Origin of the sequence: Pseudomonas sp. ME-P-057 (assembly GCF_030208975.1) — a bacterium.
GTDB lineage: Bacteria > Pseudomonadota > Gammaproteobacteria > Pseudomonadales > Pseudomonadaceae > Aquipseudomonas > Aquipseudomonas lutea.
In genome coordinates this window covers 1-15,277 of the sequence record NZ_JARVSX010000022.1, presented here as the reverse complement: position 1 = coordinate 15,277, position 15,277 = coordinate 1, and the positions used below count along the sequence as shown (strand labels likewise).

The 15,277-nt window shown below is 62.2% G+C and carries 12 protein-coding genes; all 12 read left to right on the top strand.

Annotated features, from left to right (window positions below):
• Window positions 1-45: 45 nt before the first annotated feature.
• The gene (locus QRN48_RS12555) at window positions 46-477 is read left to right on the top strand and encodes an HhH-GDP family DNA glycosylase (protein WP_191943302.1); all 432 of its coding nucleotides are present in this window, start codon (window positions 46-48) and stop codon (window positions 475-477) included.
• Window positions 474-1,211, top strand: coding sequence for a DUF72 domain-containing protein (locus QRN48_RS12550; protein ID WP_285350900.1), 738 nt, complete (start codon window positions 474-476; stop codon window positions 1,209-1,211). Before QRN48_RS12555 ends, QRN48_RS12550 begins: the two co-directional genes overlap by 4 nt.
• A gap of 168 nt (window positions 1,212-1,379) precedes the next feature.
• Complete coding sequence (locus QRN48_RS12545) at window positions 1,380-2,501, top strand: GGDEF domain-containing protein (protein ID WP_191943301.1); 1,122 nt, start codon at window positions 1,380-1,382, stop codon at window positions 2,499-2,501.
• A 136-nt stretch (window positions 2,502-2,637) separates the two neighbouring features.
• A complete protein-coding gene (locus tag QRN48_RS12540) occupies window positions 2,638-4,263 on the top strand; it encodes an NADP-dependent glyceraldehyde-3-phosphate dehydrogenase (protein ID WP_191943300.1) in 1,626 nt (541 codons plus the stop codon).
• A 387-nt stretch (window positions 4,264-4,650) separates the two neighbouring features.
• The gene (gene tssB, locus QRN48_RS12535) at window positions 4,651-5,154 is read left to right on the top strand and encodes a type VI secretion system contractile sheath small subunit (protein WP_285350897.1); all 504 of its coding nucleotides are present in this window, start codon (window positions 4,651-4,653) and stop codon (window positions 5,152-5,154) included.
• Between the two features lie 30 nt (window positions 5,155-5,184).
• Window positions 5,185-6,723, top strand: coding sequence for a type VI secretion system contractile sheath large subunit (gene tssC / locus QRN48_RS12530; protein ID WP_285350895.1), 1,539 nt, complete (start codon window positions 5,185-5,187; stop codon window positions 6,721-6,723).
• A gap of 23 nt (window positions 6,724-6,746) precedes the next feature.
• On the top strand, window positions 6,747-8,102 hold the full coding sequence (gene tssK, locus QRN48_RS12525; protein WP_285350892.1) for a type VI secretion system baseplate subunit TssK: 1,356 nt from the start codon (window positions 6,747-6,749) through the stop codon (window positions 8,100-8,102).
• On the top strand, window positions 8,099-8,782 hold the full coding sequence (tssL, locus tag QRN48_RS12520) for a type VI secretion system protein TssL, short form (protein ID WP_285350889.1): 684 nt from the start codon (window positions 8,099-8,101) through the stop codon (window positions 8,780-8,782). Before tssK ends, tssL begins: the two co-directional genes overlap by 4 nt.
• A gap of 7 nt (window positions 8,783-8,789) precedes the next feature.
• Window positions 8,790-10,619: an OmpA family protein gene (locus tag QRN48_RS12515; protein ID WP_285350887.1), complete on the top strand. Its 1,830-nt coding sequence runs from the start codon at window positions 8,790-8,792 to the stop codon at window positions 10,617-10,619.
• Between the two features lie 16 nt (window positions 10,620-10,635).
• On the top strand, window positions 10,636-11,127 hold the full coding sequence (locus QRN48_RS12510; protein WP_037010309.1) for an Hcp family type VI secretion system effector: 492 nt from the start codon (window positions 10,636-10,638) through the stop codon (window positions 11,125-11,127).
• A gap of 190 nt (window positions 11,128-11,317) precedes the next feature.
• The gene (gene tssH, locus QRN48_RS12505) at window positions 11,318-13,945 is read left to right on the top strand and encodes a type VI secretion system ATPase TssH (RefSeq protein ID WP_285350886.1); all 2,628 of its coding nucleotides are present in this window, start codon (window positions 11,318-11,320) and stop codon (window positions 13,943-13,945) included.
• Window positions 13,945-15,277 (top strand): type VI secretion system Vgr family protein (locus QRN48_RS12500; protein ID WP_285350885.1); only part of this gene is annotated, 1,333 nt, incomplete at its 3' end. The genes tssH and QRN48_RS12500, both read left to right, overlap by 1 nt.

Genomic DNA, 15,277 nt, shown 5'->3' with positions numbered 1-15,277 from the left:
CGCCCCGGACGAAGTCACTGCACAAACCGGACGAAGGAGAGTGGCATGGGCGTGAACGTCACAGCGCACGCGCTGGGCATTGATCTTGTGCACGGCGGTGAAAGCGCATTGTTCAAATGGTTGCTGGCCAGCTTTTTGATGGGCAAGCGAATCCGTGCCCAAGTGGCGGTGCAGACATGGCACGTTATCGTCGACAAGCACGGCCGCGACACACCGCGCAAACTGGCGGGTTGCACACATCGGGAGCTGGTGCAGATGTTGGGCGAGGGCGGCTATGCGCGCTATGACGAGTCCACCTCGACGCGTCTGCAGACGCTGGCTTCCAGGCTGTTGGCTGAATACGGCGGCACGGTCAGCGGTATGCGGGAGGCGAGCACGGACCGGCGTGACTTCGAGCAGCGCCTTCAGTCGTTCGACGGCATCGGGCCGAAGACGGCGGAAATCTTCATGCGCGAGGCCGCCCAGGTGTTGTTTTGAACGGCCCCGCCAAGGTGTTCGTCGGTTGCGCCGGCTGGAGCCTGGGCCGCGAGCATGCGCCAGCCTTCCCAGGTGAGGGTACCCACCTGCAGCGCTACGCCAGGCAATTCAATACCGCCGAGATCAACAGCTCGTTCTACCGCCCCCATCGCCCGCAAACTTACGCACGCTGGGCCGAGTCCGTGCCCGAAGATTTCCGGTTTTCGGTGAAGATGCCAAAACTCATTTCCCACGAGCAGCGTTTGCAGGGCAGCGCCCAGGCGCTGGATGAATTTCTCGGGCAGTGCGGGGAGCTGGGTCAGCGGCTTGGCTGCCTGCTGCTGCAGTTGCCGCCTTCGCTGGCGTTTGAGGCCGACGTGGCTGAGGTTTTTTTCACCCAGCTGCGCGAGCGCTTCGCCGGCCCTGTGGTGATCGAACCCCGCCATGAAAGCTGGGTGCAGGCTGAGCCGATGCTGGCCGGCCATCGAATAGCGCAGGCGGCGGTTGATCCGTCACGTCTCAGCAACGACCGTCAGCCCGCTGGCTGGGAGGGCCTGCGCTATTGGAGACTGCACGGCGCGCCGCGCATCTATTACAGCGCCTACGAGACTGAGTATCTGGCCCGTTTGGCAGCGGCGCTTCAGGCCCAGGCGCAGCGTGGTGCGCCGGTGTGGTGCATCTTCGACAACACCGCCAGCGGTGCCGCCACCGCGGATGCGCTGAAGCTGGTGGAGCTGCTCGATAAGTCAAGGTAGCCATTCAACAACCGACTTGCGCGCCCGTGCGCCAATATTTTGCGCGCGTTTGCACGCCGGGGCCAATTTGGCCTTACCGGATGGCGGATATTTGGCGCGCCAGTTGTTAAGCGTCATAGCACGATGCCACAATCGGTGAACCTCTCATGCCAGTTTCAGGCGAACTCGATGTACCAGGATTCCCAATCTTCACGCGACGCCCGCATTCGCGCCCAAGTGCGTAATGATCGGCTGCAGTTGCTGTTTCGGCAGAGCTTCTTCTCGGTGTTCGGCAGTGTTCTGGCGGCCTCCATGCTCTCGTGGATCTGCTGGGAGCGCCTGAACCACTCCTTGATCAGCGGCTGGCTCAGCCTGGTGGGCGGCTCGGCCAGCTTGCGCCTGGTCATGCTGACGGCCTATTTTCGGGTGCCGGAAGCCACTCGCACCCCGGAACGCTGGGAAACTACCTACTGGATCACGTTGATCCTTTCCGCAGGCATCTGGGGCTGCGGCGCATTGGCGCTGATGCAGGCCGGCGACTTGCTGACCCAGACGCTGGTGCTGCTGTTTACCGTGGGCATGTCGGTGAGCGCAGTGTCGTGCTATTCGGCCTACCGATCCATGACCCTGGTGGCAATCGCGCTGGTGCTGTTGCCTTCGTCGGTCTGGCTGCTGTTTCAGCCCCAGACCGCGCAATTGGGGATGGCGGTGGCGTCGCTGATCTTTGCCGGTTTTGTGGCGAGCGCGACGCGCAAGTTATCCCAGTCGATGGAGAGGGCCTTCCGCCTGGGCCGCGAAATGGAGCACGCCCATCGCATTGCCGACCACGCCGCGCAGACCGACGAACTGACCGGGGTGAAAAACCGCCGGGCCTTTTTCCATCTGGCCGAACGCACCTACGACACGTGCAAGCGCAGCCGCCTGCCACTGTGCGCGCTGATGCTGGACATCGATCACTTCAAACGCATCAACGACTGCCACGGCCATCAGGCGGGGGATGACGTGTTGCGGCAAATCGGCCGGGTGATCTGCGAGTCTGCGCGCGAGGGCGATGTCTGCGGGCGCCTCGGCGGGGAAGAGTTCGCGTTGTTGCTGGCCAATACGTCCATTGAAGCCGCCCACGTCATTGCCGAGCAGCTGCGGCAGGCGATTGCCGACATCACCTGCCGGCATGACGAAGGTGTGACCGCCAGCCTGGGCGTTGCGGCCATGGGCAAGGCCGATGCGGATGTAAACGGCTTGCTCGGCCTGGCGGACAAGGCGCTGTTTCGGGCCAAGGCGTCGGGCCGCAACCAGACGGCGCTGGCGTAACCGGCCGCTCTGGCCCGCCTGCTGCGCAGGTGGGCTACCTCGACATACATTGATCTCAAGGCTTCATTCGGCGGCGACGGAGGCGTAGTGTGTTCAGCCTGTTTGCCACGCTGATCGACTTGAAGAGGTAAATGAGATGACCCTGCACACCCGCCTGGACAACCTGTACCCGCGCGCCGACGAGATTCCTGAGCAGTTTCGCGCAGGTCCCGCCATCGAGCAGCGCGATTATCTGGTCAATGGCGAACTGCACCAGTGGCAAGGGCCTTTGGCGCCGGTGCTGAGCCCTGTCTCGCTGCGGACCGACGCCGGTCTCGAACCCGTGGTATTGGGCAGCACGCCGCTGATGGACGCCGACACCGCTATGACCGCACTCGACGCTGCCGTCAAAGCCTACGACCGGGGTCAGGGCGCGTGGCCGACCATGCGTGTCGCCGACCGCATCCATCACGTGGAGACCTTCCTCAAGCTGATGCGCGAGCAGCGCGATGCCGTGGTCACGCTGCTGATGTGGGAAATCGGCAAGAACCTCAAGGATTCGCAGAAAGAGTTCGACCGCACCTGCGATTACATCGTCGACACCATCAATGCGCTCAAGGAACTGGACCGTCGCTCCAGCCGCTTTGAGCTGGAGCAGGACACGCTCGGCCAGATTCGCCGCGTGCCATTGGGCGTCACCCTGTGCATGGGCCCTTATAACTACCCGCTGAACGAAACCTTCACCACGTTGATTCCGGCCCTGATCATGGGCAACACGGTGGTGTTCAAACCGGCCAAGTTCGGCGTGCTGCTGATTCGTCCGCTGCTTGAGGCGTTCCGCGACAGCTTCCCGGCCGGCGTCATCAACGTGATCTACGGCAGCGGCCGCGAGACGGTCAGCGCGCTCATGGCCAGCGGCAAGATCGACGTGTTTGCCTTCATCGGCACCAACAAGGCGGCCAGCGCCCTGAAAAAGCTGCACCCCAAGCCGCACCGTCTGCGTGCCGCCCTGGGTCTGGACGCCAAGAACCCGGGCATCGTGCTGCCGGATGTGAACCTGGACAACGCAGTGACGGAAGCCATCACCGGCTCCCTGTCGTTCAACGGCCAGCGCTGCACGGCGCTGAAGATCCTCTTCGTCCACGAAAACGTGGTCGGCAGCTTTCTTGAAAAATTCGAAGAAAAACTCGCTCAGCTCAAGCCGGGCATGCCGTGGGAGCCGGGTGTGTCACTGACGCCTTTGCCCGAGCCTGGCAAGACCGAGTACCTGCAAGGGCTGGTGGACGACGCCGTGAGCAAGGGCGCCAGGGTGGTGAACGAAGGCGGCGGCACCACCCACGAGCAATTCTTCTACCCGGCTGTGCTGTACCCGGTCACGCCGGACATGCGCGTGTACCACGAAGAACAGTTCGGGCCAGTGGTGCCGGTGGTCGCGTACCGCGATCTGGAGACGGTTATCGAGTACGTGCTGGACTCTGACTTCGGCCAGCAGTTGAGCATCTTCGGCAACGACTCCAAGCAGGTCGGGCGTCTGGTCGATGCGTTTGCCAATCAGGTAGGGCGCATCAACATCAACGCCCAATGCCAGCGTGGCCCCGACAGCTTCCCGTTCAACGGCCGCAAGAACTCGGCTGAAGGAACCTTGTCGGTGGACGACGCGCTGCGCGTGTTCTCGATCCGTACGTTGGTGGCGACCAAATTCCAGGAGAGCAACAAGGCGCTGATCAGCGACATCATCCATAACCGCGAATCGACGTTCCTGACCACGGATTACATTTTCTGATTCATCTGCAGTTAATAACCGCAGGTGTGTTGCGCAGCTGACGCTGTTCAACCGCTTGCGGTTTTTTATATCTGTACTGGAAAACTCGCTGCCACTGTATTGGCCATGCATTCTGCCTGTGCACTTGTTCCGCTATTCGCATTTAATTTGTAGGAAACTTTCTAGACTTCCGTAGGATCGCTCTCGACCTGTATTTGGTGGGTGGAGTTTTTATGCGTAGGGCATTAGCCTTGGCACTTCTCGAATCCACCGCAAACTTAATCGGCCGATTCGTTGCTCACACTTGTTAAAACTTGACCGCTTGGGTCAAGGGCACTTGCCTGATACAAAAGGCGCAGCAATACAGATATTCCGCTCATTGCATACAGTTGATTTCACGGAGACGTCATGGCTTCAAACAGCTTTCAAAATGAAGTGCCAAAGGCCCGGGTCAATATAAAACTTGATTTGCACACGGGCGGTGCGCAGAAAAAAGTGGAACTGCCTCTCAAATTGATGATGCTGGGCGATTACAGCAATGGTCAGGAAGATCGACCGTTGTCTGAACGCAGCAAAATCAATATCAACAAAAATAATTTCGACAATGTGCTGACCGAATTCTCACCTGCCTTGAAACTCACCGTTGAGAACACCTTTGCCGGCGATGGCTCTGATGCGTCGGTGGACTTGAAATTTGAAAAGATGAAGGATTTCGAGCCCGAGCAAGTGGCAAGGCAAATCCCTTCACTGCGCGCATTGCTGGCCACTCGCAATCTGCTGCGTGACCTCAAATCAAATCTGCTCGATAACGCGACATTCCGCCTTGAGCTTGAGCGCATCGTAAAAGATGAAGCATTAAGCAACGAGTTGCGCGCTGAACTGGCGCTGCTCACAGCCCCTGCAGAGCGTTAATCAACCGGGTCTTTTAAAGCAGGTATCACTATGTCTTCGAAACACTCGTCCGCAGTATCGGGCGGCGGCACCGTTTTGTCCGAAGAAAGCACGGGCGTCTATAGCGCGCTGTTTTCCAAAATAAACCTGAGCCCGGTGTCGACGCTGGGTGACATCGAGGCATTTCAGAACAACGAAGCGCTGTCTGAAATTTCTGCCGACGAGCGCGTGACCGCAGCGGTCAGCGTGTTCCTCAACCTGCTTAAGGGCGCGTCGCGCAAGGTTCAGCGCCTCGATAAAACCCTGCTGGACGAGCACATCGCCTCGCTGGACGGGCAGATAAGCCGCCAGCTCGATGCGGTCATGCACCATCCAGAGTTTCAGCGGGTCGAGTCGACGTGGCGCGGTGTGAAGTCGCTGATCGATCAGACCGATTTCCGGCAGAACGTGAGAGTCGAGTTGCTGGACATCAGCAAGGACCATCTGGTCCAGGACTTCGAAGACGCGCCCGAGATCGCCCAAAGCGGTTTGTATATGCACACGTATACCCAGGAATACGACACACCGGGCGGCGAACCCATTGCGGCGGCCGTTTCCAACTACGAGTTTGATCGCAGTCCGCAAGACATTGCGCTGCTGCGTAACATCTCGAAAGTCGCTGCAGCGGCGCACATGCCGTTTGTAGGTTCGGTAGGGCCTGCCTTCTTTGGTAAATCCACCATGGAAGAGGTGGCGGCGATCAAGGACATCGGCAATTATTTTGACCGCGCTGAATACATCAAATGGAAGTCTTTTCGCGATACCGATGATTCAAGGTATATCGGTCTGACCATGCCGCGAGTGCTGGGGCGTCTGCCTTACGGGCCGGACACTGTTCCGGTGCGCAGTTTCAATTACATCGAAAGTGTCAAAGGCACCGACCACAGCAAATATCTGTGGACCAATGCCTCTTTTGCGTTTGCCGCCAACATGGTCAAGAGTTTCATTGCCAATGGCTGGTGCGTGCAGATTCGCGGGCCGCAGTCAGGCGGAGCCGTGACCGACCTGCCCATTCATTTGTATGACCTAGGCACGGGCAGTCAGGTAAAAATTCCTTCGGAAGTAATGATTCCGGAAACCCGTGAATTTGAATTTGCCAACCTCGGCTTCATTCCGCTTTCCTATTACAAGAACCGTGATTACGCCTGTTTCTTTTCCGCTAATTCCACGCAGAAGCCGGCGTTATATGACACCGCCGACGCAACGGCCAATAGCCGGATCAACTCGCGGCTACCTTATATCTTCCTGCTGTCGCGCATTGCGCATTATTTGAAGCTGATTCAACGCGAAAACATCGGCACCACCAAAGACAGGCGTTTGCTGGAGCTGGAACTGAATAAATGGATCAGCGGCCTGGTCACCGAGATGACCGACCCGGGCGACGATCTGCAAGCCTCGCACCCGTTGCGCGATGCCCGGGTGACGGTGGAAGACATTGATGACAACCCGGGGTTCTTCCGCGTGAAGCTGTACGCCGTGCCGCATTTCCAGGTGGAAGGCATGGACGTGAATCTGTCTCTGGTTTCCCAGATGCCCAAAGCCAAAACCTGACGTCGGCCATAGGTGAGCACAACATGAAAATCGACCGACCTCTATGGGCTGGCGGCGCACTGCTGTCCCAGCAACAATTCCAGCAACAGTCGCGCTGGGAAGCCTGGACCAATGAATGCGTGGCGCACTTGTCACGGGTGCATCCGTGGGGTGTGCAGGCTGCGCGGTTCGACCCTGAAGCCTTGCGGCTGGGCAAACTTAAAGCCTCCGCGCTGCGTGTGCGTCTGGCGGACGGCACGCTGATCGACACGGACGTAGCCGACCCGTTGCCCGCCGCGCTGGCCCTTGATCTGATCCAGATCGCTGCAGGGCAGGGCGTGACTGTGCTGCTGTGCCTGCCGCTGGAACAGGCCAACGGCGGCAATTGCCTGATGGAGGGCGCCCGCGCTGACCGGCCGGTGCGTTACCGCCAGGCGTGGCGTGAGGTGCAGGACCTGTATGGCGACGATCAGCAGTCGATTGGCGTGCTCGAACACGTGCTCAGCCTGCGCCTGGACAGTGATGACACGGCCAACTTCCTGACCTGCCCGGTTGCCCGGCTGGTGCGCGACGGACAAGGTCGCTGGGGGCTGGACGACGCATTCATACCGCCGTTGTTGAGTTTCGCCGGGCACCCGGGGCTGCTCGTGCAGCTCGACAACCTACTGACCCAGCTGGCGTCCAAGCGCCAGCGGTTGATGGGCATGCGCCGCGAGAGCAATCAGCGCATGGCCGACTTCGCGGTCGCTGACGTCTCGCTGTTCTGGCTGCTCAACGCGCTCAACACCTATCAACCGGTACTCGCCGATTTCGTGGCCGGCCCCGAGCGTCATCCGGAGCAGGTCTATCAGGAACTGGTGAAACTGGCCGGCGCCTTGCTGACCTTCTCCCTTGAGCACGACGTGGACGGCATCCCTGCGTACCGTCACGACGATCTAGCGGCGGTCTTCCCGCCATTGATGCAGATGATCTCCACATTGCTGGAAGCCAGCCTGCCGTCGCGGGTGATCGCCCTGACGCTGGAGAACATCACGGCGGGTCGCTGGCACGTAACGTTCAACGACCCACGGCTGCGCGAGGCCGCCGCGGCGGACTTTTACCTGTCCGTGCGCTGCCGTGAGGCGCCGGCGCAACTGCAGGCGCAGTTCCCTCGGCTGTGCAAGGTCGGTACGCCCGATGACGTCGATCGATTGATCAACGCCGCGCTGGATGGCGTGCCGTTGCAACCGCTCAGCCATGTGCCTGCGGCGATTCCACTGCGTCTCGAGAATCAGTATTTCGCCCTCGACTTTGCCCATCCCAGCGGCCAGGCGGTGCTCGCCGAAGGGGTCTGTGCCTTCTACGTGCCGACCACAGTGCCGGACGTCAAGCTGGAGCTGTTTGCGGTGTTGCGCTCATGAGCCGGCCCATTGCACCCACGCCGGTGGCGCCCCAGGTAAATGTCGACCCGTTGCTGCTGGACAGCTATTTGCTGGTCATCGAACTGCGCCAGGGGGGCAGTGTCCAGGACGGCGATGCGTTGCGCGACCTGTGCGCCAGGCAGGTCGTGGAAGTGGGCGCTGCCCTTAAAAAGGCCGGCGTCAGCCAGCGCAACGTTGACCACATCAGTTACGCCCAATGTGCGTTGCTGGATGAAACGGTGCTGGCCTGCGGCGATGAGGCGACACGCGCGCAATGGGCGCAGGAGCCGCTTCAGGCACGGTATTTCGCGCGTCATCAGGCCGGCAAGTTTCTGTATGAGGAAATGCGCGACGTGTTGCGCGAGCCATCGCCGGATCTGTGTGTGCTCACGGTTTACCACCGCGTGCTGATGCTGGGTTTCCTGGGCCGCTATTCAGAAACCACTGACCCCGAACGGCAGCAACTGGTGGATGCGCTCAACGAACGGGTCCCGCCGTCGGCGCCGGATCAGGCATTGCCCACGCTGATCGACGCCCGAGGACGCGGGCCCGTTCCGGCCTGGCTGCGGGCGCCGTTGCTGCACCTGCTCGTGGTCGGCGGGTTGCTGGCCGGGTTGTGGTGGCTGCTGGATTCGCACCTGACGGCGCTGGTCGCCTCCCTCCTCATCGAGCGGGTGTGACGCGCCCATGGCCCTCAACCTGATGCATGGTCTTGTCCTATGGTGCGGATGCCTTGCGCTCGTGCTGATCAGCGTGTTGCCCCTGAGCCCTGGTGCGCAGGCGGTCTCAGGGGCGATTGCCCTGGCGCTGGTCGTCGCGGCGTGGGTCTTTGCAGGTCGGCGCTCGGCGAGTGTTGGCGCGTCGCTGTCTGTCGCGGCGTGGCGGTCTTTGCCCGGCGTTGCGTATGGCCAGCCGGTGGTGCTGGTGTGCGGGGAACACCTGGCGCTGTTGGGTCCTCGCAATCGTGAAGTTGCCGACGGTGCCGACGGTGCCGACGGCGCCGCCGGCGCAGTCGAGCACAGCCAAATCCGCCTCACGCCCAACGGCTGTTACATCAGCGTACCGGCGGTGGAGGCGCTGCCTTCGCAGGTCGCGTCCTTGCTGGCAGCGCGTCCGCAATGGCGGTCACAGTTGAGCGTTATGTGCATCGTCAACCCAGCGCATTGCGCCGACACCGCCGAGCTGGCCGGGCAGCTCCGGGCGCTGGAGCACCAGCTTTCGATCATCCGCAGCCGTGCCCTGGCGTTGCCATTGTGGGTGGTGAGCTATCAGCCGGCACAGCAGAGCGCACGTCACCCTGGCGCGACCGGCCTTGGCCGGCATGATGCCGATTCCGTGGCCCGACCGCTCTGGTTCAGCTGGGAGGCAGGCAGTGCCTCTGCACGGGTGCGCGGCGACGGCAGCTGCGTCAGCGCCGAGGACTGGCAGCGTCAGGCGGCTGATCCCAAAGCCTGCGCCGAACGGCTGCGCACCACCGTGCAGATGAATGCCGGCGCGGCATGGCTGGCGCAGTTCGTGGCCCCGTATTTCACCCGCACCGGCCGCCATCACACGCCATTGCCGGTGGCCTACGTCATCCACCGCGGGGCGGACTTGCCGCCGGCGGTCCCGGGCAATGTCTGGCAACAGTGGCTGCAGGCGAAGACGGCGTTGCGTGCAGCCCCGACCGTTGCGGCGCAAGACGACTGCGCGATGCCGCTGCCGGACCCTCTGTTGGAGCTGCTGCCCCGGCACAACGGCCACAGCGCAGTGCGCCGCGCCACGGTGGTGGGCTTATGGCTGGCAGCGTTCACGGTCATCGTCGCAATGTCGAGTTCGGCGCGGCAAAACACCCTGCTGTTGCGTCAGGTGGGTGACGACCTGCGCCGCTTCACCTCCATCACCCACATCGCAGGCCAAGGTGGGCAGGCCGCTGCCCAACGTGATGCAGCGCTGAACGTGCTGCACCAGCACGCTCGCCGCCTGGACGACTACTACCGCTACGGCGAGCCGGCCTCACTGGGGCTGGGGCTGTACCGCGCGGAGCAACTGAGGATTCCGGTCTGGACGGCGATCGGCAATTACCGGCCGGCCGCCGAGATGACCACACGCGCGCCTGAACCGGTGCGGCTGGACACGCTCTCGCTGTTTCATATCGGTTCAGCCGAGCTCAAGGCTGACTCCACGCAGATCTTGATCAACGCACTGGTGGGCATCAAGGCCCGACCGGGCTGGTTGATCGTCGTCACCGGTCACACCGACGCCACAGGCAGTGTGCAGCACAACCTGCGCCTGTCCCGCGACCGGGCCGCTTCCGTGCGCGACTGGATGCAGCGCATGGGCGGCATTCCCGGCAGTTGTTTCGCCGTTCAGGGCTTCGGCGCCACGCAGCCGATCGCCAGCAATGACACCGAACAGGGACGCAGGGCCAACCGCCGCGTCGACATCCGTCTGGTTCCGGAAGAGGGGGCCTGCGGGTCGCTTTCCGCCGGGGCCGGACTGGCTAACCCGTCGCCTATCGCGGCATTCGAAAACTGAAGCAAAGGAGTTTCACATGGCTATTCCCGTTTACCTCTGGCTCAAAGATGACGGCGGCGCCGACATCAAAGGTTCGGTCAACGTGCAGTCCCGGGAGGGCAGCGTCGAAATCGTCGCGCAGGACCACAGCGTGTACATCCCCACCGACAACAACACCGGCAAATTGACCGGCGCGCGAGTCCACACGCCGTTTCTGTTCACCAAGGAAATCGATGCCAGCAGCCCGTACCTGTACAAGGCCGTCGGCACCGGGCAGACCCTGAAAAGTGCGGAGTTCAAGTGGTACCGCATCGACGACGCCGGCCAGGAAGTGGAGTACTTCAACACCCTGCTTGAGAACGTCAAGGTTGTTCGCGTCGCGCCAAAAATGCACGACGTCAAAGACCCGGCCAAGGAAAAGCACAACCACCTGGAGATGATCGAGCTGCGCTACGAGAAGGTCACCTGGACCTACAAGGACGGCAACATCATTCACTCCGATTCTTGGAACGAACGACAGACCGCCTGACGCTGCACGGCCGGCAGGCAGCGTTTGCCTGCCGGCTGCGGTGTGCTGGGTTGAGGGTCCGCAGGCGGGCGTTCAACCCAGCACATCCCGCCAGTAACTCGCGACCCACGACCCCCCCCCCCAGCAAGCAGTGACCGGCCACCGGCCTCGCTGCCGGCACGATCCCCTTTGCGTACAAGGACGACGACCCATGGCACAGAGCTCTTCAGGTTTGCTTCGCCGCCTCAACCCATTTTGCGCCCAGGCGCTCAGCGCGGCGGCGACGCTGTGTCAAAGCCGCGGGCACGGCCACATCACCATTGAGCACTGGCTGTTGAAACTGCTGGGGCAGGGCGACGGCGATCTGGTGCTGATCGGCCGGCGTTACGAGTGGGACATCGACGCGCTGTGGCGCGGGCTGCTCGACCACCTGGACAGCCTGCCGCGCAGCGTGCAAGTCCGGCCGCAGCTGTGCGACAAATTGCAGTTGCTGATCAAAAACGCCTGGCTGCGCGCCTCGATGGAAGAGGACAACCAGCAACTGCGCTCGGCCGACGTACTCGCCGCGCTGATCGAGAGCCCCAAGCTGTTGGCCTGCGTCGATGCCTGGCCGCTGCTCAGCGTGAGCGATGTGCAGCTGCGTCACCTGCTACCGGTGCTCGACCAGCACTCTGACGAGCGCCAACAGCCGCCAGAGTGTCTGGACCTGACCCCGAATGCACCACCTAAGGCGTGTGGCGGCGAGCCGGGGAATCCGGCGCTGGCAAGGTTCACGCAGGACATCACCGACAAGGCGCGCAGGGGAGAAATCGACCCGGTGCTGGGCCGTGACGACGAGATTCGTCAGGTCATCGACATCCTCAGCCGGCGACGCAAGAACAACCCGATTCTGGTGGGCGAGCCGGGGGTGGGTAAGACGGCGCTGGTCGAAGGCCTGGCCTTGCGCATCGTTGCGGGTAACGTGCCTGCCAGCCTGAAACCGGTCAGCGTACGCACCTTGGACCTGGGCCTTTTGCAAGCGGGCGCCGGCGTCAAAGGGGAGTTCGAGCAGCGTCTCAAGGACGTGATCGAAGCCGTGCAGCAGGCCGAACACCCCGTGCTGCTGTTCATCGACGAAGCGCACACCTTGATCGGCGCCGGCAATCAGGCTGGCGGTGTCGACGCCGCCAATTTGCTGAAACCGGCGTTGGCGCGTGGCGAACTGCGCACCATCGCCGCCACCACCTGGGGTGAGTACAAGCAGTACTTCGAGCGTGACCCGGCGCTGGAAAGGCGCTTTCAGACCGTCAAGGTCGACGAGCCGGACGATGCCACCGCGATGGTCATGCTGCGCGGCTTGAAGGCGCGCTACGCCAGCCACCATGGCGTGCACATCGAAGACACCGCCATCCAGGCCGCCGTGCTGCTGTCGCGCCGTTACCTGCCCGGTCGGCAACTGCCGGACAAAGCCGTCGACCTGCTCGACACTGCCAGCGCCCGGGTGCGCATGAGCCTGGATTGCCAGCCGCAGCCCATTGTCGTCCTCAAAGCGCTGCAGTGCGCACTGGAACAGGAGCGCCAGGCGCTGGAGGAGGACGCGCGCATCAATGGGCGCAACGCCGACGAGCGCCTGGCCGCGATCGCCGCGCAGCTTGCCGCCCATGGCGCAGCGCTGGCGAGCCTGGAGCGCCAGCACGGCGACGAGCTCGAATTATCCAACCGATTGCTTGCCGCACGCCATGCCGACATGGACGACGCTGAGGCGTACGCGGCCGTGCAGGCGCAGCTCAAGGCGGTGCAGGGCGACGCGCCGCTGCTGTCGCTGGACGTTGACGCACGCAGTGTCGCGCAAGTGATCGCGGATTGGACCGGCGTGCCGCTGAGCAGCCTGCTCAAGGACGAACAGTCCAGCCTGCTGATGCTGGAGCAAACGCTGGCGGATCGGGTAATCGGTCAGGACCGCGCCTTGACGGCGATGGCGCAACGGCTGCGCGCCGCAAAAACCGGGCTGACCGAAGAGCATGCGCCGCTGGGCGTGTTCCTGCTGGTCGGCAGCAGCGGCATCGGCAAGACCGAAACGGCCCTGGCACTGGCCGACACGCTGTTCGGTGGTGACGAATCCCTGATCACCCTGAACCTGTCCGAGTACCAGGAAGCCCACACCGTCAGCCAGCTCAAAGACGCGCCGCCCGGTTATGTCGGTTACGGGCAAGGCGGGGTGCTCACCGAAGCCGTGCGCCAGCGCCCCTACAGCGTGGTGCTGCTCGACGAAGTGGAAAAAGCCCACCGCGACGTGCTCAATCTGTTCTACCAAGTGTTTGATCGTGGCTTCATGCGCGACGGCGAAGGTCGCGAAATCGACTTTCGCAACACGGTCATCGTCATGACCTCGAACCTGGGCAGTGACCTGCTGCAGGACTTTGTTCAGGACCACCCCGACGCATCCGACGGCGAACTTCACGAACAGCTGCGGCCGGTGTTGCGCAAGCATTTCCAGCCGGCCCTGCTGGCGCGCTTCCAGACCCTCATCTACCGGCCACTCGAGGCTGCGGCGCTCAAGCGCATCGTTGCTCTCAAACTGGACAAGGTGGCCGCCCGTTTAAACCGGCATTACGGACTCGACTGCCAGGTGGACCCGCGCCTGCACGACGCGCTGGTCGACGCCTGCCTGCTGCCGGACAGCGGCGCCCGAAACATCGACAGCCTGCTCAATCAACAAATTTTGCCGGTGCTCAGTCAGCAACTGTTGCAGCGCCAGGCGGCGCAATTGGTCACCCGTGGCGTGCGGCTGGGCCACTGTGAAGTCGCGGGTATCATCCTGGACTTCGTCGGTGACGTGGCGCTGGCGGAGGGCGAATGATGAACGACGCCATCGCACGTTTCTTCGATCACAGCCGCCACAAGTTGGCGGTTCATGGCCTCGCTGCGCCCCTTGATGTATTGGCGTTCGAGGGCGAGGAGCAATTGAGTCAGCCGTTTCTTTACCGCATCGAATTCACCTCCCTTGATCGCGACATTGCGGCCGATCAAATCCTCGGCAAGAGCGCCCAGTTCAGCCTGCATGCCGCCCCGCATACCTTGCCCAAGCTCATTCGGGGCTTGCCGGTGCCGAAGGTCGAAGCGCTGCGCACGCTGCATGGCGTGATTACCGGTTTCAAGCGGCTCTCGGGCTCGGCGGACGAGGCACGTTATGAAGTGACCTTGCAGCCGCTGCTGGCCTTGCTCGGGCGTGGCAAGCAATACCGGATTTATCAGCACCAGTCGGTGCCGGAGATCGTCGAGAGCGTTTTGCGTACTCGCCATGATTTCGAGGGACAGGATTTCCGGTTCACCCTGGTGCGCGACTATCCACGGCGCGAGCAGGTGATGCAGTACGGCGAGAGTGACCTGGCCTTCATTTCGCGCCTGCTCGCAGAAGTGGGCATTTGGTACCGGTTCACCAACGACGAGCGATTGGGTCTTGCGGTGGTCGAGTTTCATGACGATCAGCGGCATTACGTCAAGCCGCGGATCCGTCTTCCGTATCGCCCGCAGTCGGGTTTGGGAAGCAATGAGCAAGACAGCGTCTGGCAGTTGCAGGCGAGTCATGAGGTGGTCGAAAAAAGCATCCACTTTCGGGCTTATCACCATCGCGATGCCCGTGCATGGCTGGACGGTTCGGTGGATCAGACCCGGGGTGACACGACTACCTATGGCGAGGCGTATCACTACGCCGAACCTTATACCGCGCTGGGCGACAAGCTTGATCAGGATGAGGACCTGCTGGGGGAAAGCGGGTTTTTCTATGGGCGGTTGCGGCATGAACGGTACCTGAATGGGCAGACGTTGCTGAGCGGTGTTTGTAGCAGTGCGTCGTTGGCGTTGGCGCAGGTGCTCGACGTTTCAGGCGGTGCGCCGCAGGCGTTTGAGCCGGGTGCGGTTGTTACCCGATTAGTGCTGCGTGCCGCACGGGACATGAGTTTCGAGCTGAGCTTTGAGGCGATTCCCTATTCGGAAAGCCTGTGCTTTCGACCGCCGTTGCTGGAAAAACCGAAGATGGCCGGGACTGTTCCGGCACGCGTGACCAGTTCGCTGGCCAATGATCCCTACAGCCACATCGACAGTGAGGGCCGCTACAAGGTCAGCTTTCTGTTTGATCGCGACAGCTGGAAGCTGGGTCAGGAGAGCCTGTGGTTGCGTTTGGCCAGACCTT

Bases quoted from the DNA above. Each gene is read 5' to 3' on its own strand.
- tssB (WP_285350897.1), top strand. From the start codon at position 4,651: ATGGCTTCAAACAGCTTTCAAAATGAAGTGCCAAAGGCCCGGGTCAAT.
- tssL (WP_285350889.1), top strand. From the start codon at position 8,099: ATGAGCCGGCCCATTGCACCCACGCCGGTGGCGCCCCAGGTAAATGTC.
- QRN48_RS12555 (WP_191943302.1), top strand. From the start codon at position 46: ATGGGCGTGAACGTCACAGCGCACGCGCTGGGCATTGATCTTGTGCAC.
- tssH (WP_285350886.1), top strand. From the start codon at position 11,318: ATGGCACAGAGCTCTTCAGGTTTGCTTCGCCGCCTCAACCCATTTTGC.
- QRN48_RS12545 (WP_191943301.1), top strand. From the start codon at position 1,380: ATGTACCAGGATTCCCAATCTTCACGCGACGCCCGCATTCGCGCCCAA.
- QRN48_RS12510 (WP_037010309.1), top strand. From the start codon at position 10,636: ATGGCTATTCCCGTTTACCTCTGGCTCAAAGATGACGGCGGCGCCGAC.
- QRN48_RS12515 (WP_285350887.1), top strand. From the start codon at position 8,790: ATGGCCCTCAACCTGATGCATGGTCTTGTCCTATGGTGCGGATGCCTT.
- tssC (WP_285350895.1), top strand. From the start codon at position 5,185: ATGTCTTCGAAACACTCGTCCGCAGTATCGGGCGGCGGCACCGTTTTG.
- QRN48_RS12540 (WP_191943300.1), top strand. From the start codon at position 2,638: ATGACCCTGCACACCCGCCTGGACAACCTGTACCCGCGCGCCGACGAG.
- tssK (WP_285350892.1), top strand. From the start codon at position 6,747: ATGAAAATCGACCGACCTCTATGGGCTGGCGGCGCACTGCTGTCCCAG.